This window comes from Lentzea californiensis (genome assembly GCF_024648825.1).
Taxonomy (GTDB): Bacteria; Actinomycetota; Actinomycetes; order Mycobacteriales; family Pseudonocardiaceae; genus Lentzea; species Lentzea californiensis.
Window position 1 is genome coordinate 215,162 of sequence record NZ_JANBBE010000013.1, and the last position, 21,669, is coordinate 236,830.

Genomic DNA, 21,669 nt, shown 5'->3' on the forward strand with positions numbered 1-21,669 from the left:
GCATGCTGAACTCGGAAGCCCAGCTGCGGCAAGCGGTGGACGAACTGGTCCGCCGCTTCGGTGATCGCGTGGCGGGCGACCTGATCGTCGACGCCGCTGTCGAGGCGTACCTCGACCTGCGGCGCGCTTCGACCGTGCACTCCTATCTCGGCGTGCTCACTGTGCGCCGCGCAGCTCGCGAACTCGCGTTCACCGCCGTCGGCGTGACGATGCCCGTGCAGCAGACAGTGGGTCTCACGCCTGCTCGCTGAACGTGCTCAGGACGCCACCCTGGTCAGCAGGTCCTCGACGCACGGGTCGTCGAGGGACTCGACGATGCACTTCCACAACAGAAGGTTCGTCTCAGCCCACTTGCTGTAGGTCGCGGCGGCCTCCGAGTCGTAGAAGTAGTAGCCCTCGTCGGCTTTGCCCACCTGCTCGCCCACGATCTTGTACGCGAGCTCGCGCAGGGTGATGCCGTTCTCCTGCAGGTACTTGTGCGCCAGGACGACCGGCGTGACCGGCAGCGCCTTGAACAGCGTGTCCGCGTCGGACAACGCCTGCGCCTCCAGCGAGATGTCACGGGAACGGGTGCGCATCTCGGCCTCGACGACGATCCGCTCGATCCAGTCGATGTCGCCCTGCGAGACGCCGGCGACGAAGAGGACCTTCCGGCGCAGCGCCGCGCCGTCCGTGGGCAGCGAGTTGCGGCGGACCATGTAGTTCAGGTCGTGCACCAGTGCGGCGACCTCCACGACGTCCCGTGCGGCGCCGTTGCGTTCGGCGAAGTGCACGGACTTGTCGCGGACGAAGCTCACGTGGTGCCAGCCGTGGAACTGCAGCTTCGCGGCCAGGTCCTCGCACAGCCGCCTCACGCGCTGCTCCACGTCCGCTATGACAGACCTCGGGATCATCGTGCGCGTACGCATCATCAGCCCTCCTGACAAGGTGGGCTGATGGTAGGCGTGTCGCGGCGCCCTCGGCGGGGCTTCAGAGGTGGTTCGTCAGATCCTCCAGTCGGTCCTCCACCGGCACGTGCCGGTGGCTGATTCCGGTGTCCGGGTCGTAGCTGAGGCTCCACGGGTTCACGGCACGTGACTTGACCAGGAACGTCATGGTTCCGTCTGCTGCTCGCGGGATGCGGTGGAACTCGTGCGCGAGCATCGTCCCGGTGGCGCCCTCGGTGCACTGGGTGCGGTTCGTGAGCTCCGTGCCGACGATGGTGCGACCGCCGATGCCGAGCCGGGCGTCGAACCGTTCGTGCAGGTAGGCGCCGCTCAGGATCGTGGTGCAGAAGTGGTAGCGGTGGTTGTGCACCGAGTCGGCGTAGCCGGCCCGCCAGTCTGCCAGCGGCTTGTACTCGTGCAGCCAGAACGTGAACGGTTCGTCCGCCTCGTCCCTCAGACACCACGCGAAGTGCGTCGTCGTCTCGCGCGAGTGCGCGATCACCCAGGTCGCCTGCTGGGGGGTGAGCGCGTCGATGTGCGCGCGAAGCTCTTTGCGCAGCTCGGGCCGGGCCGCCCAGTCGGTGAACCACGTGCCGACATCGGCCCAGTGGTCCACGACGGGGAATTCGGCGCGCTTCACCCGGGCGGCGAGCTCCTCGAGCGCGGACAACCCGGTGAACTCGGCTAGCAAGATCGATCAGCTCCTCAACTGAGCAGATGCGGAGAATTCGCGACGGAATGCGTGGAACTTGCCTTCGAGTTCCGTGAAGCCGTCCTGGGTGAGCGTCTCGCCGGTGATCTTCTCGAACAGCGCGATGAAGTCGTTCCGCGTCGTCGAAGGCGTGATGGCGAAGTGGTAGCCGGCCTTGGAATTGCTGATGCGCAGGAACTCCGCGCGTTCCATCGCGTAAAGGAACGAACTCTCGGTGAACCTGAGCGTGCGCGGATAGGGCCTGAGCACTCCCGCGGTGTTGCTGTAGAGCGTGAGCCAGGCGGAGTCGTCGAACAACTCGAGCCGGTCGAGCGGCGGATCCGAAACGATCGTGACGTCGATTCTCGTGCAGCGGCTGCGGGCCGCGTAGAGCCCGACGAGCCCTATCCCGATCTGTTCCTTGAGCCGTTCCTGGATCTCGTCGTAGTCGCCGTCCGCGCCCTCGTTGCGCAACAGGTACCGCGCCCGCCCGCTGATCGCGTTGTCGTCGCGCGGATCGGCCAGCACGGCCCTGAGCTCGCACTCCGTCTGGCTGAGCAGCACCCTGCCCGCCGCGTACCGGCCGGCGAACCCGCGGAAGCAGTACAGCCGCGTTCGTTCCAGGTCCTGCATCATGAGCTGGTTGAACACCGGGTCCGGCTTGGCGGTCGGCTCGAACACGTGGCTGGGGAAGAACTCCCGGTCGAGTGCCCGGTACTCCTGGGTGAGCTCTCTGAGCGCTTTGCGGCTCTCCTCGATGACCGGGGCCAGCAGTGCCCTTTGCGCTGCTTTCGACGTGATCAACGTCTGCGTGAAGCTCACCACTGCCGAAATCAGCGTGCCCGTACCCAGTGCCGTCAGCAGGTTTCTAGCTGTGCCGGAATCCATTTGACTGGAAATGGCCAGCGACGCACCCGACGTCACGACGAGTATGAGGAGGAGCAACCCGGTCCGAGTCCAGAACAACTCCTGGATCAGGTTGCTGCGGATGCCTCCGGCCTCCGCGGACACGTGTGCCACCTCCTGAATCACCAGATTGGCCGCTACCCGAACGGACGAATGCGGTGGGTGTCCGATCAAGTGCGAGGAGTTACTGTACGCGTCGGTCAAAAGATAAGGAAGCTGCTATTCGTGCGACATTCCGGACCGGAATAAGTGCCCGTGAGCCCCGTTGACGGCCCGTACTCGTGCACTTCGGTGACGCGCCGTCGCGACCGCCCCCGAACGTGTCGGATGAGGGTGAGCACCCCACCCACATGTACCCATGTCGGGTGTCATGGTCCAGAGGGCCGTGCGGGTTGCTACACGCCGCTCACACCGGTCCGAATACGCTCACCCACCATGCGTAACGTCCTGCTCATCGCTTCTGTGGCGCTTGCGGCCACCGGCCTCGCCGGGTGCGCCGGGTCGGCCCAGCCCTCGGCCGGCGGATCGTCGCCGGCCGCCGCCGCGCCCACCAACCCCTGCAAGGCCGACGACTTCAAGGTCACCGGCGACTTCGGGTCGGCGCCCCAGGTCGAGATCCCGAACTGCAAGCCCACCAGCGAGCTCGTCATCAAGGACCTGGTGGTGGGCACCGGCGCCGAGGTGAAGACGGGCACGACGGCCACGGTCAACTACCACCTCACGACCTTCTCCGACAAGAAGGTGAAGGACACCTCGTTCGGCAAGAAGCCGTTCGACGTCGAGAACGTCGGCCAGGCGCCGGTCATCGACGGCTGGAACGAGGGCATCGTCGGGCTCAAGGAGCAGGGTCGCCGCCTGCTCATCGTGCCGCCGGAGAAGGGCTACGGCGAGGGCGGCCGGGGCATCAAGCCGAACGAGACCCTGATCTTCGTGATCGACGGCGTGAAGGTCACCCCCGCCGCCTGATCCGAGACGCGAACGGCCCCCGGAGCACCGGGGGCCGTTCGTTCTCCCAGGTTCAGGGCAGCAGCAGCAACTTGCCGGTCGTCCTGCGCGACTGCAGGTCGGTGTGCGCCTGCGCCGCCTCCTCCAGTTTGTACCGGCCACCGATCCGGATGTTCAGCGTTCCCGACGCGATGGCGGAGAACAGGTCGGACGCCCGCCAGTCGAGCTCCGCGCGGTCGAGCAGGTACGCCCCGGTCGACGGCCGCGTCAGGTACACGGACCCGGCCGCGTTGAGCCGCTGCGGGTCCACCGGCGGCACCGGCCCGGACGAGGCCCCGAACAACGCCAGCATGCCGCGCGGCTTCAGCGAGGCCAGCGACTGGTCGAACGTGTCGGCGCCGACACCGTCGTAGACGACGTCGACCTTCTCGATCTGCGAGGCGAAGTCCCCGTACCGCAGCACCTGGTCGGCCCCGGCCTCGCGGGCCAGCGCCTCCTTCTCGCCGGTCGACACCGTCGCGACGACGGTGGCGCCCTTCGACTTCACCCACTGCGTCAGCAGCAGGCCGACGCCACCGGCCGCCGCGTGCACGAGCACCCGGTCGCCCTCCTTCACCACGTACGTCGAGTGGATCAGGTAATGCGCGGTGATGCCCTGCAGCAGCGAGGCCGCGGCCAGTTCGACGTCCAGCCCGTCCGGCACCCGCACCGCCGACGCGGCCGGCACCACGACCTCGGACGCGTAGCTGCCCAGCACGCCCATCCACGCGACCTTGTCGCCGGGAGCGAAGTCCGGGGAGTTGCTCGTCACGACCTCGCCGGCGCCTTCGAGTCCCAGGGCGGTGGGCAGCGTCAGCGGGTACTGGCCGCTGCGCTGGTAGGTGTCGATGTAGTTGACGCCCGCGGCGCTCACCTTCACCAGCAGCTCGCCGTCACCGGGCACGGGCGGCGGCACGTCCGTGTGCTCCAGCACCTCGGGGCCACCGGCCGAACGCACCACCACTGCCTTGGGCATCTGTCCTCCTTGATCGACTCAACCCGGTCAACCCAGGCCACGACCCCGATGTTCCCGCTCCCAGCGGATGGGAACCTCCAGCATGAGGGCATCTGCCCCGGTTCGCCCGCTACCTGCGGTGCTACCACGGTGACGGACAGCGGGCGGCCCTGTTATGACCGGTCCATGCGAAAAACATCCCTGCTGCTGATCGCATTGCTGCTGATGGTGGGAGCGCTTCCATCCCACGCCGCCTCCGCCAAGAAGGGCGTGACCGCCGCCGACGACCCCGGCCCGGCCGGCGCCGCCATGGCCGCCCTCGACGCCCGCTGGTACTACACCTGGGCCTCGGACCGGCGCGGGATCCAGAGCAACGCCGAGTTCGTCCCCATGATCTGGGGCGCGGCCAGCGTCACCGACGCGGAGCTGAACAAGGCGAAGGCCAACGGCCGGCAACTGCTGGGGTTCAACGAACCCGACATGGCCGGCCAGGCGAACATGACCGTCGAACGCGCGCTCGACCTGTGGCCGCGCCTGCAGAGCACCGGCCTGAGGCTCGGCGCCCCCGGCGTCGCGTTCGGCGGTGACGTCGCGGGCGGCTGGCTCGACCGGTTCATGGCGGGCGCGAAGGCGCGCAACCTCCGCGTCGACTTCATCCCGATCCACTGGTACGGCCAGGACTTCTCCGCCGCCGCCACCGGACACCTGGAGTCGTACCTGCGCAACGTCCACAACCGCTACAAGAAGCCGATCTGGCTCACCGAGTACGCGCTGATCGACTGGCGCTCCGGCCGCGCGGTCTACCCGAGCCAGCAGCAGACCGCGTTCATCACCGCCTCGACCAGGATGCTCGACGGACTGTCCTTCGTGGAGCGGTACTCGTGGTTCACCCTGTCCACGAAGACCAGCCCCACCGGACTGTCCACCGGTACCGCTCTGACCGCGGCGGGTAACGCCTACAAGGCGGCCTAAGCACCTGCTCAGAAGTTCTGTCTCAAAGCGGCATCACCCCTTCCCGCCCGGCGAAGTCTCGCACCACGCCGGACATCCCCACACGACGTTGATGAGGGGAGCTTTCATAAACCTCAGGTTTATGAAAGCTCCCCTCATCAACCTCAGAGCCCGGGCGTCCCGCCCATTCGGACAGGACTTCCGGCCAGGTGCTTAGGCGCGTCTACTCCTCACCCAACGCGACCCGGCGCGCGAGCCCCAGCGGCAGCGCGCCGGACCCCGCGATCCGGTCGTGGAAGTCGCGCAGCGACCCCAGCCCCGCCGTCAGGTACTCCTCGCGGATCAGGTCGATCTCCAACGCCCCGGTCAGGTACGACGGCGCCTGCGTCGGCCACGCGCAGTACCGCTTCACCTCGCCGGCGGCGGTGCCCGGCGTCAGGGCCGTGCGCGCCACCATGAACGACTCGGCCTCGGCGGGAGTCATGTCGCCGCAGTGCAACGCCGTGTCGACGATCATCCGCGCCGCCCGGAACAGCCGCGCCTCGACGTGGCTCATCAACGCGCCCTGCGTCGTGTAGTACCCGACCGAGCGCAGCAGCTTCTCCGAGTACAGCGCCCAGCCCTCGGAGAAGTACGACGTCCGGAACACCTTGCGCAGCGGGTGCGCCGGGCCCTGCGCCGCCAGCCACGCCGAGTGCCAGTGGTGGCCGGGATAGGCCTCGTGCACGGAGATCGTCGGCAGCTGCGACCGCGAGTTGGTGCGCAGGCGCTGCGTGATCTGCTCGTCCGACGCCCCGTCGGGCGTGAACGGCACGAAGAAGAAGCCGGTCCGCTTCGAGGTCAGCGCCGGAGGCCCGAGGTAGCTCGCGACCGACATGAGCGCCCGCTGGAACGGCGGCGACCCGACCACCTGGCAGTCCTCGCCCTCGGGCATCGTCACCAGCGAGTGCTCGACCAGCGCGGCGCGCGCCCGTGAGGTCTCCGCCTCGTACTCGGCGCGCATCGCCTCCAGGGTCGGCGGGTGGTCGTCCTGCAACGAGCTCATCACCGCGCGCCAGTCCGGTGACCCCGACAGCTCGACCAGTTCGGCCTCCAGCTCCGCGTAGGCGTCCTGCCCGCGCTGGTGCAGCTCCGGTGCCCCGTAGCCCAGCAACTCCTTGTCCTGCAACAGGGCTGAGTAGAGCTTCTCGCCCATCCGCCAGTCGCCCCCGGCCCGCACGGCGAGGTCCTCCAGGAACACCGCGTGCCGGTCGAACGCGTCGGCCGCGGGGACGGCCGCCGCGGCCAGCGTCGCGCGCAGCTCGGGTGAGGACACCTGCTGCGGCAGCTGGTCCAGCAGGAACGCACGCCCCGTCCGCACCTGGCCGAGCGTGCGCAGCACGACCAGTGACGACGCCAGCGACGCGTCGAGGTTCGCTTCGGCGGCGGCGAGCACCGACGGCACCTCGCGCAGCTTGGCGACGGCCGACGTGACGAGCTCGGCCTCGGGCAGCAACCCGTGCAGGAACGGCCCCAGCAGCCCGAAGAAGATCATCCCGGTGTACTCGTGCGGGTCACGCCGCCAGCCAGGCCACGTCTCCATCGCCGACGCCCCGCGCAGCACCGACACGGCGAGATCGCGGTCCACCGACGCCGGCGTCGCCTCCAGCCTCGCCAGCCAGGTCTCCCGCTCCCTGGCCCGCTGTTCGAACGCCGCCGCGGAGAAGTCCCCGAAGGTCGAGTAGTGCTCCAGTGAACCGACTCCAGCCGCGTGGGCGGGGTGGCGGTCGAAGTACCACGAAAGGAACGACGTGAGCGTGTCGGTGGTCACCCGACCGAAGCTACCCGCTGGTTTTACAGTGTGGGGATGTCTGATCACTCCACTCAGAAGCGCATCGCCGAGTTCGTGAAAGCCCACGGCAAGGCGGACACGCCGGTCAGGGCCGTCGTCGAACCGATCGGCCGGGCAGGCGCGCGGATCGTGCTGGTCGGCGCGGACGGCGCCATGGGCGACGTGATGACGAAGGACGTCGAGTCCGCCACCAAGGCCGTCGAGGCCGCGGAGGGCGTCGAGCAGGCCGAATGGGACCGCGAGACCACCGCCGCCACCAAGATCGGCCCTGCCCACCGCCGCAAGATGGCCACGATGCAGTCTTGACCTTTCTCCCAGCTGAAGCAGGGAGATTCTTCCCTCGCGGGTCGAGTTTTCTGCTTCGCAGCCCGTTGCCGCCTGGGTTACCAGCAAGGGACGGTGTACCGCCCACGGTCTTACACGAGCTCCACAGACCTGACATCCCGCCAGCCCGGCGGTAGACCCGGCCGACTTGGTTGTCGCCGACCGGGCACGACAACTCCGCAAGCCGCTCCGCCAACCGCCCGACCTGGGGATCAGGGCACGGTCTTTCGCCCTGGAGGCGAAATCCCGTCTTCGCCCTGCTCCGCAAGGGTCCGTTTCCTCTCCGGCCTGAAGGCCGGGGTATCCACGGAGGAATCCCGATGAAGATCGTGCTCGCCTCGTGCGACCGGCTGCCCCTGGGAGACGGCGACGAGGAGTCGCTCGTCGCCGCCCTCCAGCGCGACGGCGTCGACGTCGAGTGGCGGCCGTGGGGCGACGAGGTCGAGGCCGACCTCGTGGTCCTGCGCACGACCTGGGACTACCCGGATCACCTGGACGAGTTCCTGGCGTGGTGCTCCAGCGTGCCCGCCCTCGCGAACCCGCTGCCGGTGATCCGCTGGAACATCGACAAGTCGTACATGGCCGAGCTCGCCGCGCACGGCGTCCCCGTCGTGCCCACCGCGGTCGTGCGGCCGGGGGAGGAGCCGGTCTTCCCGGACGGCGAGTTCGTGGTGAAGCCGGCGGTCGGCGCGGGTTCGCGCGGTGCCGGCCGGTTCACCGACCACGCGGCGGCCCGCGCGCACCTCGAAGCCCTCGGCGTCACCGCGCTGGTGCAGCCGTACCAGTCCAGTGTGGACGCCCACGGCGAGACGGCGCTGGTGTTCTTCGCCGGTGAGTACTCCCACTCGTTCCACAAAGGACCGATGCTGGCCCAGGGCCTCGCCGAGGCCGAGTCGGGGCTCTACGTCGAGGAGCGGCTGGGCAGCATCGAACCCTCGCCGCGCCAGGTCGCCCTCGCCGAACAGGTGCTCGACGTCGCCGCGCAGCTGCTCTCGTTGCGGCGCAGCGACTTCCTCTACGCCCGCGTGGACGTCGTCGAAGGGCCCGGCGGCGAACCGCTGCTGCTCGAACTGGAGCTGACCGAGCCGTCGCTGGGCTTCAAGCTCACGACCGGCGAGGCCGCCTCCCGGTTCAGCAAGGTCATCCAGGAAGCCGCCTCCCGCGGCTAAGGTCGAATCATGACCACCGCGAGCGTCAACGGCATCAGCATCGGCTACGACGACGAAGGCACCGGCGACGACGTGCTGGTGCTGGTGCACGGCCACCCCTTCGACCGCACGATGTGGGGCCCGCAGGTAGAGCACTTCAGCAAGCACGGGCGGCGCGTGATCGCAGCGGACCTGCGCGGGTACGGCGAGACCACCGTCGTTCCCGGCATCACGCCGCTGGACGTCTTCGCCGCCGACATCGCGGGGCTGCTCGACCACCTGGGCATCGAGAAGGTCGTGCTCGGCGGCCTCTCGATGGGCGGCCAGATCGTCATGGAGTTCGCGCGGACGTTCCCCGAGCGCCTGCGGGGCCTGATCCTGGCCGACACGTTCGCGCAGGCCGAGACCGAGGAAGGCCGCCGCATCCGCAACGACATGGCCGACAGGCTGCTGCGCGAGGGCATGTCCGGCTACGCCGACGAGGTGAAGTGGAAGATGGTGGCTCCGCACAACCCGGAGGTCGGCGAGTTCGTCGCGGGGCTGATGCACAACGCGCCACCGGAGGGCGCGGCAGCGGCGTTGCGGGGCCGCGCGGAACGGCCCGACTACACGGAGACGCTCACCGGGATCACCGTGCCGACGCTGGTGATCGTCGGCAGCGACGACGAGTACACCCCGGTCAGCGCGGCCGAGTACATGAGCGAGCGCGTTCCGGGTTCGACTCTGGTCGTGGTCGACGGTGCCGCCCACATGCCGAACCTGGAACGCCCCGCACTCTTCAACAAGGCGGTCGAGGACCTGCTATCGCAGACCTGAGCCGATGCCGGTCAGGCCGCGCACCTCCATCTCCGCCTGCTTGGCCGCGTCCGCCTTCTCGCCGCCGATGATCGTGCCCAGGAACCCGGCCAGGAACGACAGCGGGATCGACACGATGCCGGGGTTCGACAGCGGGAAGAACGCGAAGTCGGCGTCCGGGAACACCGACGACTTCGAGCCGGAGATCGCGGGCGAGAAGATGATGAGCAGCACGCACGACGTGAGGCCGCCGTAGATGCTCCACAGCGTGCCGCGCGTGTTGAAACGCTTCCAGAACAACGAGTACAGCAGCGTCGGCAGGTTCGCGGACGCGGCCAGGGCGAACGCCAGGGCGACCAGGAAGGCGATGTTCTGGCCGTTCGCCGCGATGCCGCCGGCGATCGCCAGCACGCCCACGCACACGGCGGTGATGCGGGCGACGCGGACCTCGTCGCGCGGGTCGGCCTCGCCGTGCTTGATCACGTTGGCGTAGACGTCGTGCGCGAACGAGGCCGACGCCGTCAGCGTCAGACCCGCGACCACGGCGAGGATCGTGGCGAACGCCACCGCGCAGACGATGCCCAGCAGGACCGTGCCGCCGACCTGGAACGCCAGCAGCGGCGCGGCAGAGTTCTCACCGCCGGGAGCATTGGTGATCTTGTCCGTGCCTACCAGCGCCATGGCGCCGAAGCCGATGACCAGCGTGCACGAGTAGAAGATCGCCATCATCCACGTCGCCCACACGACGGACTTCCGCGCCTCACGCGCGTTCGGCACCGTGTAGAAGCGCATCAGCACGTGGGGGAGGGACGCGGTGCCGAGCACGAGGGCCAGGGCCAGCGAGATGAAGTCGATCTTCGACAGGTCCGACGCGCCGTACTTCACGCCCGGCGAGAGCACGGCCTCGCCCAGCGGCGACCGCTGCGTCGCGCGGTCGAGGATCGAGGAGAGGTCGAAGCCGAACTTGCCGATCAGGAAGATCGTCAGCAGCGACACCGTCAGGATCAGCAGCACGGCCTTGATGATCTGCACCCACGTGGTGCCCTTCATGCCGCCGACCAGCACGTAGAGCACCATGACGATGCCGACGACCGCGATGATGATGGCCTGGCCGATCTTGCTGTGCACGTCCAGCAGCAGTGCCATCAGGCCGCCGGCGCCCGCCATCTGCGCGATCATGTAGAAGAGCGAGATGACCAGGGTCGAGTTCGCCGCGGCCGCGCGCACGGGGCGCTGGCGCATGCGGAACGCCATGACGTCGCCCATGGTGAAACGGCCGGTGTTGCGCAGCCGTTCCGAGATCAGCATCAAACCGATCAGCCAGGCGACGACCCAGCCGATCGAGTACATGAAGCCGTCGTAGCCGTTCACGGCGATCGCGCCGGAGATGCCCAGGAACGACGCCGCGGACAGGAAGTCGCCCGAGAGCGCGATGCCGTTCTGCGTGCCCGTGAAACTGCTGCCTGCCGCGTAGTAGTCCGACGCGCTCACGTTCCGCGTCGACACGCGGTAGACGACGTAGAGCGTCAGCAGCACGAAGATGCCGAAGACGGACAGGTTGATCGCGGTGTTCGCCCCGGTCACGCGAGCTCCTCGTCGGTTTCCACGAGCGCGCGGACCTTGTCGACCTGCGGGTCGAGCTGCCGCTTGGAGTAACGCGAGTACGCCATTGTGATGATGACGGTCGTCACGATCTGGAGGAATCCCATCGTCAAGCCGACGTTCACGGTTCCGAACAGCGGAGTGCTCATGAACTCGGCGGCGTAAGCCGAAAGCAATACGAAAGTCACGTACCAAGCGAGGAACAGCAGCGTCGCCGGAAGAATGAAGCGCTTCACCCGGCGCTTCAGGGCGAGGAAATCCTCACTCGTTTGGATGGCATCGAAATCAGGCTCACCGTCACCATCTATAAGCAATGAGTGATGTGGCTCGTCGAAGGTGGCGAAACCGGGGGTCGCCGGGCGTGACACGGAGGGCAGCGCCTTCGTCATCAACCGCTCGCATTCGTTACGGGGAGTGCCCGGCGAGGCTCCGCGCACACGGCGCGTCCGATCCGGGGTGGGGAGGCGCAAGCGTAACCACGCGTGGCGTTGAGTCAATCCCTGAAAGCCGCAGGACCACCCCAAAAGGTCGAGTGTCACCCTGGGTGATCGATCGTGCACGCCCTAGGTCGTTGTCGCGTCACGCTGTCTGGCCTACTATCCGCTCACACCCGATACGGCTGACGGAGATATCGAGCTGCGGGGGACATCGACTCGCGGGGATTCACCAGGCCAGGAGGTAGCCGATAGTGGGGCACTTCGAACGCGCCTTGGGGATCATTTCGTGAATGTCGAGTGGAGAAAGATCAGCGACTGGCGCAACTGGCGCCTGCCCGTCAAGCTCGGCGTCGTGCTGCTCGTCCCGGTGGCGGTGGCCGTCGGCGCGGGCGCACTGCAGATCTCCGGTTACGTCGACCGGTCCAACAACTACGTGCAGATGCAGGGCCTGGTGCGGCTGAGGGCGGATCTCGCGCCCTTGATCTCCAGCGTCCAGCAGGAACGCACGCTCGCCGCGCAGAGCACCACCAGCGGGTCCGGCGTCGGCGCCTACCAGAACCAGATCAGCGCCACCGACAACGCCGCCTCGACCGTGCGCCGCCGGATCGACCGCACCGACGGCGTCAGCGACGTCTCCCGTCAGCGCTTCGCCGAGGTCGGCGGTCAGCTGGAGACGCTCAAGAACCTGCGGGAGAAGGTCGCGCAGGGCGGCGACGGCGGCGACCCGTCCGGCGGCACCTACGGCTACACCGCGATCATCAAGTCGTTGCTGGACTTCGAGCAGGCGCTCGTCGGCCAGTTCAACGACAACGCCATCACGGGCACCGCGACGGCGCTGCACAACATGGTCATCGCGCAGGAGCAGGTCTCGCTGCAGCACGCGTTCGTGCTGGCCGGGATCGGCCGCGGCAAGCTCCTCGGCCCCGAGATCCGCGCGCTGGAGCAGTCCGACATCCGCCTGCAGGACCGCCTGAACGACTTCCAGGCCATCGGCACCACCGAACAGCGCCGCATCTACGACCAGACCGTGACCGGCGCCGCCGTCGCGAACCGCTCCGCCCTGGTGGAACGCGCGCTCACCCAGCCCGAGGGCACCCCGCCGCCCCCGACGCGCCCCGGCCAGCCCAAGCCGCCGCAGGAGTTCGGCATCGCCGTCGAGGACTGGAACAAGTCCTCCGGCACCACCGCGCGCCTGATGGAACAGGTCGTCCGCGAACTGCAGGACGAGCTGGCGAACACCGCCGGCGCGCTGCAGGACGACACGTCCAACAAGGCGGGCGCCGCCGCGGTCATCCTGCTCGCGATGCTGCTCATCGCCGGCACGCTCGGCTTCGTCATCGGCCGCTACCTGCTGCGCTCGCTCTCCGAGCTGCGCCGCTCCGCCCTCGACGTGGCGCACCACCACCTCCCCGAGGTCGTCGCCGCGATCCGCGCCGACCGCAAGCCCGACACCGAGATCGAACCGGTGCCCGTGCACACCAGCGAGGAGTTCGGCCAGCTGGCCCGCGCGTTCGACGCCGTGCACGAGCAGGCCATCCGCGGCGCGGTCGAGCAGTCGTCGCTGCGGTCGGGCATGAAGAACATCTTCGTCAACCTCTCGCGCCGCTCGCAGGGCCTCGTCGAGCGCCAGCTCAAGCTCATGGAGGAGCTGGAGCGCCACGAGGAGAACCCCGAGCAGCTCGCGAACCTGTTCAAGCTCGACCACCTCGCGACGCGCATGCGCCGCAACAACGAGAACCTGATGGTGCTGTCCGGCACCGACGTCGCCCGCCGGTTCCACCAGCCCGTCCCGCTCGCGGACGTGCTGCGCGCCGCCGCGTCCGAGATCGAGCACTACCAGCGGGTCGTCGTGAAGTCGACGCCGTCGGTCGAGATCGTCGGCTACGCGGCCAGCGACCTCGTGCGCCTCGTCGCGGAGCTGCTGGACAACGCCACCGCGTTCTCCGCCCCCACCACCCAGGTCATGATCGGCTCGCGGATCGACCAGCAGGGCGCCGTGCTCGTCGAGGTCGCCGACCAGGGCATCGGCATGGGCCCGGCCGAGCTCACCGAGGCCAACGAGCGGCTCTCGACCGGCGCCGAGGAGGACGTGCCCGTCTCGCGTCAGATGGGCCTGTTCGTCGTCGGCAGGCTCGCGGGCCGCCACGGCATCACGGTCCGGCTGCGCGGCGCGGGAGAGGGCCGTGAAGGCCTGCGCGCGTTCGTCCTCGTGCCCGCGGAGCTCGTGCGCACGCACGCCGAGGCCCCGGCGCCGTCCCAGCCGCGGCACGCCGCGCTGCCCCAGCCGAAGCCCGCCCTCCCCAAGCAGCCGCACGTCGTCGTGAAGACGCCGAACCTGGCGCCGCCACCCGCACCCGCGCCGGCCATCGACAGCCCGCGCGAGTCCGCCGAGTGGTCGTCGTTCCGCGGCGCCGCGATCGACGAGTCGCTGCCCCAGCGCACAGCCCGGCCCGCTTCGGCACAGCACAACGGTGTGCCGCCCGAGTCGCCGAGTGAGACGACGTCGTCCTGGTTCAGGGGCGGCCTGGTTTCGGGCGAACCGGTCAACGGTGATCATTCGCCGGCACGGACCAACCCCGGACCCTCACCTGCGTCGTCACCGTCGGTAGTGGCATCCTGGTTCGGCAAGAAGCCCGGGGGGACGGTCTGGGAACAGGCCGGGGACCCCGCCACCGACGCAGGGGAGACCGATGCCGGGTTGCCGAAACGCGCGCCGCGCAAGAACCTGCTCCCCGACCTCGCGGAACACTCCGAGAACGGCGCACGGCCCGCTGTGAGCCAGAAGCGCGATCCGGAACGGGCGCGAGGCTTTCTCGCCAGCTACCAGACGGGCCTGCGCCAGGCGCCGCTCGGTGGCGGCGGGAATGGCAACGGCCAGGGGAACGGCCAGTACAACGGGGAGAAGGCATGAGCACGCCTCAGTCGCGCCAGGTCGACCAGTTCGGCTGGTTGATCACGAACTTCACCGATCGCGTGGCCGGTGTCGCCCACGCGATCGTGATCTCGGTGGACGGCTTGCTGCTCACCAAGTCGACGGGTCTGCCGCCGGAGCGCGCCGACCAGTTGTCCGCCATCGCATCGGGCGTCGCGGCCCTCACCATGGCCGCCTCGCGATGCTTCGAAGGTGGCGGAGTGTTGCGCACCGTGATCGAGATGGACTACGGGATCATGCTTCTCATGTCCATTCGAGACGGGTCTTGCCTGGCGGTACTCGCCGCCCCCGACAGCGACGTCGGCCAAGTCGCCTACGAGATGACCGTGGTCGTCGAGCAGGTGGGCCAGATCCTCACCCCCGAACTGCGAGCGCAGCTGCACAGCGTGAGGTGATCCATGAGTTCCTCCCCTGACGCGCATCGACGGCGCAAGCGGGCCGAAACGCCCGCCGAGCAGACGTTCGCCGACCTGATGAACGGGTTCTCCCTGGATTCGGGCCGAAAGCGGGCGCCCGCGCCGGACGAGGAGCCCGCGCGGGAAGCGACTCCCGTTGTACCGCAAGAAGATGTGAGGGCCTTCGAGTCCTCCTTCCAGGAGGTTCAGGACGCCTCGATCGTTCGTGCATATGCCTGGACGGGTGGGCGCACTCGGTCGAACATCGACCTCGAGATCGAGACACTTGTCTCCGCCAATGATCAGAGTCGGCAGTCTGCAGGTATCTTGCAGGCTGAGCACCAACGCGTCGTCGAGCTGTGCCACTCCCCGCGATCCGTCGCGGAGGTGGCCGCACTGATGCGTCTCCCGCTGGGAGTCGTGAAGGTGTTGCTCGGTGACATGGCGGAACGAGGCCTGGTGGACGTGCACCAGACCGCTTCCGCAGGCGGTGACACGCCAGACCTCGGGTTGATGGAGAGAGTGCTTAGTGGACTACGTCGGCTCTAGATTTCCCGAATTCGGCCCTCCTGGGCCACCCGGTCGGGAGCTGACCTCGGCCAAGATCGTCGTCGCCGGTGGCTTCGGCGTGGGCAAGAGCACCTTCATCAGGTCCATCGTGGAGAACGATCTCCTGACGATGAACGCACTCCCGCCCGAACGCGCGGGCGCCGTGACGGAACTGGTGCGCATCCAGTTCGGTCGCATGTGGCTCGACCCGGGCCTCGCACTGCACCTCTTCGTGGCGCCGCAGTGGCAGGACGCGCGCGCGGGCTGGGGCGACGTGGTGCGTGGCGCCGTGGGTGCCGTGGTGCTGTTCGACGTCATGCGCCCCGCCGACTCCGTGGACGCGATGCGGTACTTCGAGGACCACCGGATCCCGTACGTGCTCGCGTTGAACAACGTGCACGCCTCGGTCCGGTCGGACGTGAAGGCCATCATCCGCGGAATGGGCATCTCGCCCGACGTGCCGGTGGTGAACTGCGATCCCCGCGTGCGGCTTTCCGTGCGGGAGACGCTGATCTCGCTGACGGAGCACGCGAAGCTGGACCGGTGGCGCCGGCGGGCAGGGCCGGACGAGACGACTCCGCTCGCGCCTGTCTGCTGACTTGGAGTTTCTCCAAGCGCTAGCTCTTTCTGGTGTTCGGCCCCGGCAACTGGCGTTGGAAGGCCTCTGCCTTCTAGCGTCGGTTCTCGTGGTTCGTCGTTGCTGTGGCGATGGCGGACGCACGTGCCACACTGAAACTGTGGGTCGACCGGAGTCAGAGAGCCAGTCAAGGGGTGAGGCATTGACCACCGCGCGGCGTCTGGACGGCTACACGCTGGACGACTGGGAGAGCCTCGACCCCCAAGAGGGCCGTCGCATCGAGCTGGTCGACGGGCGGTTCGTCGTGAACGCCGCGCCCGCCATGAGGCATCAGCGGGTCGCTGACCGGCTCCAGACCCTCCTCGACGCGGCTGTCGCGCGCGAGGGCATGGAAGCGCTGACCGCGATCGCTGTCCGCGTCAACAGAACTCTCGGTTACATCCCGGACGTCGTCGTGACCTCGGAGTTCATCGATGCGGGGTCGGTCGATGCCCGAGACGTGACACTGGTCGTCGAGGTGGTCAGCCCGTCCACGAAGAAGAACGACAGGCTGGAGAAGCCTGCGGCGTTTGCAGCTGCAGGCGTGGAACGCTACTGGCGCGTGGAGATGGTCGGCGTCGTCGATCCGACCATCTACTGCTACGAGCTGGACGAAGGCGCCTATTCGTTGGTGGCGACGTTGACCTCCGGTACGGCAGGAACAGTGGCGATCACCAGCACGGTGTCGGTGACATTCAACCCGGCTGACCTCACCCGGGGCCGTCGCTGAGCGAGGCTCAAGACCGCAGGTCGGCCAACTGCCGGGTGTGCACCGGAACGTGGTTCTCGGCGAGACCGTTGACGAGATCGGCGAGCGTGATCGGCTGGTCCAGCAAGAGCTCGTCGTTGGACATGAGCAGTGTCGGCACCAGAACTGCGGCGGCCTGCTCGCTGAGCTGATCGGCGATGTCGCAGAGGACGGCCGCCTGCTGCCGGACGTGGGTGATCAGGCCGGCCCTGCCGGAGTGTTCGGCGATGATCCGGTCGAGGTTCCAGCGGTCGAGGCAGATCCGGTTGTCGAAGGTGGGGCGTGCGCCGGACGCGACGCCGAGTGCGACGGCGGCGGTGGCCGCGTCGACGCTGAGGACGTGGGCCAGCACCTGGTCGGCGTTCCAGCCCCCGTCCGCGGCCTCGCCGAGGTCGGGTGCCTCAGCCACGTCGAAGAACTTCTCGTAGGCGCTGCGAAGTGCGGTCGTGTCCATCGGTACGTCCCCTGTGTCAGAAGTAATGTGCAACCGATGGTTGCACTTTCCGCCCCTAAAACGCAACCGGCTGGTTGCACGTGTTGACAAGATCGCTACGATAGTTTCAGTGTCGACCGAAAGGGATCACTGAGATGAGCGTCGGACGCGAGACCCGACTGTCGGCCTGGATCGAGCGGTTCGCGGCCCACTTCGCCGAGGAGGGCATTCCGCTGATCGGCGGCCGCATCCTCGGGTACCTGCTGGTGTGCCAGCCGGTCGAGCGCACCGCGGCCGAGCTCTCGCAGGAGCTCGAGGCCAGCAGCGGGTCGATCAGCACGAACCTGAAGTACCTGGTCAACGTCGGCCTGGTGTCGAAGCGGACGCGGCGCGGGCGGCAGGCGGCCGAGTACCGGATCAACGAGAAGGCCTGGACGGACTTCATCCAGCGCAAGTTCGACGCGATCGCCAGCGTCCAGACGCTCACCGACGACGGCATGCGGTTGCTCAGCGGCGATCCGGAGCGGTCGATGCGGCTGCGGACCGTCGACAACCTCTACGGTTGGCTCTCAGAGGAACTGCCCGCTTTGTGGGAGCGCAGGCCTGCCGCACCGAAGTAGCGTGGTGCCATGTGGCACCCGTTTCGCGATGACGTCGAGTACTACGAGGAGCGGGCCCGGGGTCTGCTCGCCTCCGCGTGGGACGGCGTGCCGGGTGCGCTGGAGGTCTTCGACGACGTTCCGCTGACGGACGAGGGCGCGCACATGGTGCTCGCCAGGGCCCACGGGTGCGAGGACTGGAAGGCGCTCAAGGCCAACATCCGCAAGCCGCGCCCGTTCGCCCGCGCCTACCAGGCCATCGAGATGCAGGACGCCGGTGAGCTCAAGGCGATCATCACGCGCGACCCGTGGCTCGTGAAGGCCAGTGGCACCAACGGGAACGACCTGCTCGGCCTCGCGACGGCGAAGTGCGACGAACGCCTCGTCGAGGTGCTGCTCAACGCCGGCGCGGACATCGACCACCGGAACGTGCACGGCTGGACGGCGTTGCACCAGGCGGCCTGCGCGAACCTCCCCGGCCTGGCCCGGTTGCTGCTGGGCAAGGGCGCCCGCACCGACCTGGACGCCCGCGGTGAGGGCGGTACCCCGCTCACCGTCGCGTTGTTCTGGGGCAACAGGGAGACCGCGGAACTGCTGGCGCAGCAGGGAGTCCACCCGGCGAACCTGCGCACGGCGGCCGGTCTGGGTGAGCTCGACCTGGCGGCCGAACCGGAGGCCGGTCGCGGCTACTACCGCCCGCACAGCGGGTTCCCGCGCTGGTGGCCGACGAACGACCCGCAGGAAGTGCTCGACGAGGCGCTGTCGTGGGCCGCCCGCAACGACCGCACCGAGATCCTGGGCGACCTGCTCAAGCGCGGCGCCAGGATCGACGCGGACGTCTACCGCGGCACGGCGCTCGCGTGGGCGGCCTGGTGCGGGCTGGAGAACGCCACCCGCACGTTGCTCGACCTCGGCGCGAATCCCAACCAGCGCACGACTTTCGGCGGTCCGATGCACGGCGAGGGCGTGACGGCGCTGCACCTCGCGGCCGAACGCGGCCATCTGCCGGTCATCCGGATCCTGCTCGACGCGGGCGCAGACCGGACCATCACCGACGTGAACTTCGAGGCCACGCCCGCGAACTGGGCCGGGCACAACGACCAGGACGAGGCTCAGGCCTTGCTGAGCGCCTGATCCTCGGAAGCGGGCAGCTCGACCTCGTGCGTGCGCTCCCGCGAGGACGTCCAGAGTGCCGCCGTGGCAACGACGACCGCACCGGCGCCGAGCACGTGGATCGACACGAGCACCTCGGGCACGCCCGTCCAGTACTGGACCATGCCCAGCGCGCCCTGAGCGAGCACGACGCCGACAAGCGTCCAATACGTGCGGGTGCGGGCGAAGAACCCGACCGCGATCAGCAGGCCCAGGAACAGGAACAGCAGGTCCGCGTGGATCTGCGCGAGCGTCTCGACCTCGACGCCCAGACGAGGCGTCGACGCGTCACCGGCGTGCGGCCCCGCGGCCGTCACCCAGGTTCCGGCGAGCAACAGCGCGCCCAGCACGACGGCCATGACGACCTGGAGCTTCATCAACGGTGCCGGCACCTTCAGCCTGACCGGCCCGTCGCCCTCGGACAGCGAGCTCACGAGCAGCACGGCCATCCACACCAGGCCCATCGAGATCATGAAGTGGATCGACACGGTGTACCAGGCCAGGCCCGTCAGCACCGTGATGCCGCCGACGACGGCCTGCACGGCCACGCCGACGAGCTGGACGAGCGAGAGCACGAGCACCCGCCTGCGTCGCGGCAGGTGGAACCACGCCGCGAGCACGCACAGGCCCGCGATGATGCCGACGACACCGGTCAGCGTCCGGTTGCCGAACTCGACCCACTGGTGCAGGGCCGCGACCTCGGGGTGCTCCACCGGGACGACGCTGCCGTCGACGCACTCGGGCCACGTCGGGCAGCCGAGCCCGGAGCCGGTCACGCGGACGATCGACCCGGTGACCGCGATTCCGGCCTGCGCGATGACGACGGCAATCGCGAACGCGCGCTGCCAGGACACGAGGAAGGCGGTCAGCTTCGACACGCCACTGATGGTAGGTGCCGTCAGGTCAGCTTCGTCGTCCGGGTGGCCAGTGCTCCGGCCACAACACCCCAGGCCACGAGCACTGCGACCGGGCCCACACCTGGAGCGGTGCCGTGCACCACAGAGGTTTCCAGCGCCTGGGCCAGAGCGGCGGACGGCAGCAGGTGCACGAACCCGACGGGAACCGACAGCGCCACCCCGCCGACCATCAGCAGCACGAACCAGATGATGTTCGCCAGTGCCAGCACGACGTCGGCCCGGAGCGAGCCGCCCAGCAGCACGCCCAGCGCGCCGAACGTCAGCGTGCCCAGGACGATCAGCAGCACCACCCACGGCAGGCCGCTCAACGGGAAGCGCCAGCCCAGGACCAGCGCCGTGACCGCCAGCATCGCGATCTGGAGCGCGACCACGACCAGCGCGCCGCAGACCCGTCCGGCGACGAGCAGCCACCGGGGCAGCGCCGAGGCCGAAAGCCGCTTCAGCACGCCGTAACGCCGGTCGAAGCCCAGCGCGATGGCCTGCCCGGTGAAGGCGGAGGAGATGATCGCCAGCGCGAAGATCCGCGCGGTGGCGGACCCGACGCGCGGCTCCGGCATCGGGATCACCGACATCAGCGCCAGCGCCACCAGCAACGCCAGCGGGATGAGCACGGTGAGCAGGATCTGCTCGCCGTTGCGCAACGTCAGCATCGCCTCGGTGCGCGCGTGCACGAACAGCATGCGCGGCAGCGACCCGCGGCCGGGCGAGGGCTTGAACGTGCCGGGAGCGAAGGTGGTCACGAGCGCAGCTCCCTGCCGGTCAGCTCCAGGAAAACGTCTTCGAGGCTGCGCTTGGCCACCGTCAGCTCCTCGGCCAGCACGCCCTGCTGCGCGCACCACGACGTGACGGTCGAGACGACCTGGGGGTCGATCAGACCCTCCACGACGTACGCGCCCCGCGTCACCTCGCGCACCTTCAGCCCCTCGGGCAGTGCGGCGGACAGCAACGTGGTGTCGAGACCGGGCCGGGCGCGGAACCGCAGCTGCTGGTCGTCCGGCCGGTTCGCGGTGAGTTCGGCGGGCGAGCCCTGCGCGACCACGCGGCCCTCGTCGATGATCACGACGTCGTCGGCCAGCGACTCGGCCTCGTCCATGAGGTGCGTCGTCAGGAGCACGGACACGCCGTCGTCCTTGAGTGCGGCCACCAGGTCCCACACCAGACGGCGTGCCTGCGGGTCCATGCCCGCGGTCGGCTCGTCCAGGAACACGAGCTCGGGACGGCCGATCAGCGCGCACGCGAGCGACAGCCGTTGCTGCTGACCGCCGGAGAGCCTTTTGTACGGGGTGCGCACCGCGCCACCGAGCCCGAGGACGTCGATCAGCCACTTCGGGTCGAGCGGGTTCTTCGCGCACGCGGCCACGAGGTTCAGCATCTCCTCGGCGCGGATGCCGGGGTACCCGCCGCCGCCCTGCGGCATCACGCCGATGCGGGGCCGCAGCTCCTCGGTGCCGGCCGGGAGTCCGAGCACGCGCACCGAACCGTCGTCGGCCTTGCGGAAACCCTCGCAGATCTCGACGGTCGTCGTCTTGCCGGCGCCGTTGGGCCCGAGCAGGGCGAGAACGGTGCCGGGCTGCTGAACGAGATCGAGGCCGTCGACGGCGGTCTTCGAGCCGTACCTCTTGACCAGCCCCGACACTTCCACCGCAGGCTGGGGATTCGGGCTCACGAGCACGCAGCCTAGGCGGTCGGGACGATCCGCACGCAGCTGGGTCATTCGGCCTATTCCTGAAGCGCAGCTGAAAAAGGTGGGGCTAGCCCTACCCCGGCGACTCAGGGAC

Annotated in this window: 24 protein-coding genes; 13 read left to right on the forward strand and 11 right to left on the reverse strand. The window is 68.7% G+C overall.

Going from position 1 to position 21,669, the window contains the following annotated elements; all coding sequences use genetic code 11:
* Positions 1-2 precede the first annotated feature (2 nt).
* Positions 3-251, forward strand: coding sequence for a three-helix bundle dimerization domain-containing protein (locus LX88_RS35815; protein ID WP_258952198.1), 249 nt, complete (start codon positions 3-5; stop codon positions 249-251).
* Positions 252-257: 6 nt separating this feature from the next.
* Here LX88_RS35815 and LX88_RS35820 read toward each other — a convergent pair whose 3' ends face one another.
* From LX88_RS35820 to LX88_RS35830, 3 genes are all read right to left on the reverse strand, one after another.
* Positions 258-908, reverse strand: coding sequence for an HD domain-containing protein (locus LX88_RS35820; RefSeq protein ID WP_372511490.1), 651 nt, complete (start codon positions 906-908; stop codon positions 258-260).
* 61 nt (positions 909-969) lie between these two features.
* Positions 970-1,617: a hypothetical protein gene (locus tag LX88_RS35825; RefSeq protein WP_258952200.1), complete on the reverse strand. Its 648-nt coding sequence runs from the start codon at positions 1,615-1,617 to the stop codon at positions 970-972.
* A gap of 6 nt (positions 1,618-1,623) precedes the next feature.
* On the reverse strand, positions 1,624-2,637 hold the full coding sequence (locus LX88_RS35830) for a hypothetical protein (RefSeq protein WP_372511485.1): 1,014 nt from the start codon (positions 2,635-2,637) through the stop codon (positions 1,624-1,626).
* Between the two features lie 321 nt (positions 2,638-2,958).
* On the opposite strand from LX88_RS35830, the gene LX88_RS35835 reads away from it, so the two are divergent.
* Positions 2,959-3,489: an FKBP-type peptidyl-prolyl cis-trans isomerase gene (locus tag LX88_RS35835; protein ID WP_258952202.1), complete on the forward strand. Its 531-nt coding sequence runs from the start codon at positions 2,959-2,961 to the stop codon at positions 3,487-3,489.
* A 52-nt stretch (positions 3,490-3,541) separates the two neighbouring features.
* Here LX88_RS35835 and LX88_RS35840 read toward each other — a convergent pair whose 3' ends face one another.
* Positions 3,542-4,483 carry a quinone oxidoreductase family protein gene (locus LX88_RS35840; protein WP_258952203.1) on the reverse strand — a complete coding sequence of 314 codons (942 nt, stop codon included), beginning with the start codon at positions 4,481-4,483 and terminating at the stop codon, positions 3,542-3,544.
* Between the two features lie 165 nt (positions 4,484-4,648).
* Here LX88_RS35840 and LX88_RS35845 point away from each other — a divergent pair, with 165 nt between their 5' ends.
* Entirely contained in the window at positions 4,649-5,434 is a 786-nt protein-coding gene (locus tag LX88_RS35845) for a glycoside hydrolase family protein (RefSeq protein ID WP_258952204.1), read from the forward strand.
* A 202-nt stretch (positions 5,435-5,636) separates the two neighbouring features.
* Here the strand turns inward: LX88_RS35845 and LX88_RS35850 are convergent, their stop codons facing one another.
* Positions 5,637-7,223 carry a DUF885 domain-containing protein gene (locus tag LX88_RS35850; protein ID WP_258952205.1) on the reverse strand — a complete coding sequence of 529 codons (1,587 nt, stop codon included), beginning with the start codon at positions 7,221-7,223 and terminating at the stop codon, positions 5,637-5,639.
* 36 nt (positions 7,224-7,259) lie between these two features.
* On the opposite strand from LX88_RS35850, the gene LX88_RS35855 reads away from it, so the two are divergent.
* The 3 genes from LX88_RS35855 to LX88_RS35865 all read left to right on the forward strand — a co-directional run bounded on the left by LX88_RS35855 (position 7,260) and on the right by LX88_RS35865 (position 9,532).
* Positions 7,260-7,550, forward strand: a complete 291-nt coding sequence (locus LX88_RS35855; RefSeq protein ID WP_258952206.1) for a hypothetical protein — start codon at positions 7,260-7,262, stop codon at positions 7,548-7,550.
* A 338-nt stretch (positions 7,551-7,888) separates the two neighbouring features.
* Complete coding sequence (locus tag LX88_RS35860; RefSeq protein ID WP_258952207.1) at positions 7,889-8,737, forward strand: ATP-grasp domain-containing protein; 849 nt, start codon at positions 7,889-7,891, stop codon at positions 8,735-8,737.
* Positions 8,738-8,746: 9 nt separating this feature from the next.
* On the forward strand, positions 8,747-9,532 hold the full coding sequence (locus LX88_RS35865; RefSeq protein ID WP_258952208.1) for an alpha/beta fold hydrolase: 786 nt from the start codon (positions 8,747-8,749) through the stop codon (positions 9,530-9,532).
* Here LX88_RS35865 and LX88_RS35870 read toward each other — a convergent pair.
* Together LX88_RS35870 and LX88_RS35875 are read right to left on the reverse strand one after the other, a co-directional pair.
* Positions 9,518-11,095 (reverse strand): monocarboxylic acid transporter, encoded by a 1,578-nt coding sequence (locus LX88_RS35870; protein ID WP_258952209.1) that lies wholly within the window; start codon positions 11,093-11,095, stop codon positions 9,518-9,520. The genes LX88_RS35865 and LX88_RS35870 overlap by 15 nt on opposite strands.
* Positions 11,092-11,502: a DUF485 domain-containing protein gene (locus tag LX88_RS35875; RefSeq protein ID WP_258952210.1), complete on the reverse strand. Its 411-nt coding sequence runs from the start codon at positions 11,500-11,502 to the stop codon at positions 11,092-11,094. Before LX88_RS35875 ends, LX88_RS35870 begins: the two co-directional genes overlap by 4 nt.
* Positions 11,503-11,836: 334 nt before the next feature.
* Here LX88_RS35875 and LX88_RS35880 point away from each other — a divergent pair, with 334 nt between their 5' ends.
* The 5 genes from LX88_RS35880 (at position 11,837) to LX88_RS35900 (ending at position 16,772) form a co-directional block, all read left to right on the forward strand.
* Positions 11,837-14,461: a sensor histidine kinase gene (locus tag LX88_RS35880; RefSeq protein ID WP_258952211.1), complete on the forward strand. Its 2,625-nt coding sequence runs from the start codon at positions 11,837-11,839 to the stop codon at positions 14,459-14,461.
* Positions 14,458-14,877, forward strand: a complete 420-nt coding sequence (locus tag LX88_RS35885) for a roadblock/LC7 domain-containing protein (RefSeq protein ID WP_090067049.1) — start codon at positions 14,458-14,460, stop codon at positions 14,875-14,877. Before LX88_RS35880 ends, LX88_RS35885 begins: the two co-directional genes overlap by 4 nt.
* A 3-nt stretch (positions 14,878-14,880) precedes the next feature.
* Positions 14,881-15,426: a DUF742 domain-containing protein gene (locus LX88_RS35890; protein WP_258952212.1), complete on the forward strand. Its 546-nt coding sequence runs from the start codon at positions 14,881-14,883 to the stop codon at positions 15,424-15,426.
* Complete coding sequence (locus LX88_RS35895; RefSeq protein ID WP_258952213.1) at positions 15,407-16,024, forward strand: GTP-binding protein; 618 nt, start codon at positions 15,407-15,409, stop codon at positions 16,022-16,024. The genes LX88_RS35890 and LX88_RS35895 overlap by 20 nt, the downstream gene beginning before the upstream one ends.
* Before the next feature lie 181 nt (positions 16,025-16,205).
* On the forward strand, positions 16,206-16,772 hold the full coding sequence (locus LX88_RS35900; RefSeq protein ID WP_258952214.1) for a Uma2 family endonuclease: 567 nt from the start codon (positions 16,206-16,208) through the stop codon (positions 16,770-16,772).
* Positions 16,773-16,779: 7 nt separating this feature from the next.
* Here LX88_RS35900 and LX88_RS35905 read toward each other — a convergent pair whose 3' ends face one another.
* Positions 16,780-17,244 (reverse strand): hypothetical protein, encoded by a 465-nt coding sequence (locus LX88_RS35905; protein ID WP_258952215.1) that lies wholly within the window; start codon positions 17,242-17,244, stop codon positions 16,780-16,782.
* 134 nt (positions 17,245-17,378) lie between these two features.
* Here LX88_RS35905 and LX88_RS35910 point away from each other — a divergent pair, with 134 nt between their 5' ends.
* Together LX88_RS35910 and LX88_RS35915 are read left to right on the forward strand one after the other, a co-directional pair.
* Complete coding sequence (locus tag LX88_RS35910) at positions 17,379-17,843, forward strand: GbsR/MarR family transcriptional regulator (RefSeq protein ID WP_090067053.1); 465 nt, start codon at positions 17,379-17,381, stop codon at positions 17,841-17,843.
* 9 nt (positions 17,844-17,852) lie between these two features.
* Positions 17,853-18,956, forward strand: a complete 1,104-nt coding sequence (locus LX88_RS35915) for an ankyrin repeat domain-containing protein (RefSeq protein WP_258952216.1) — start codon at positions 17,853-17,855, stop codon at positions 18,954-18,956.
* Here the strand turns inward: LX88_RS35915 and LX88_RS35920 are convergent.
* Genes LX88_RS35920 through LX88_RS35930 form a run of 3 tightly spaced genes read right to left on the reverse strand, consistent with a single transcriptional unit; the run spans position 18,935 to position 21,533 of the window.
* A complete protein-coding gene (locus tag LX88_RS35920) occupies positions 18,935-19,852 on the reverse strand; it encodes a COX15/CtaA family protein (protein WP_258952217.1) in 918 nt (305 codons plus the stop codon). The two genes, LX88_RS35915 and LX88_RS35920, sit on opposite strands and share 22 nt — an antisense overlap.
* A gap of 20 nt (positions 19,853-19,872) precedes the next feature.
* Complete coding sequence (locus LX88_RS35925; RefSeq protein WP_372511486.1) at positions 19,873-20,631, reverse strand: ABC transporter permease; 759 nt, start codon at positions 20,629-20,631, stop codon at positions 19,873-19,875.
* Entirely contained in the window at positions 20,628-21,533 is a 906-nt protein-coding gene (locus LX88_RS35930; RefSeq protein WP_372511492.1) for an ABC transporter ATP-binding protein, read from the reverse strand. The genes LX88_RS35925 and LX88_RS35930 overlap by 4 nt, the downstream gene beginning before the upstream one ends.
* Positions 21,534-21,669 lie beyond the last annotated feature (136 nt).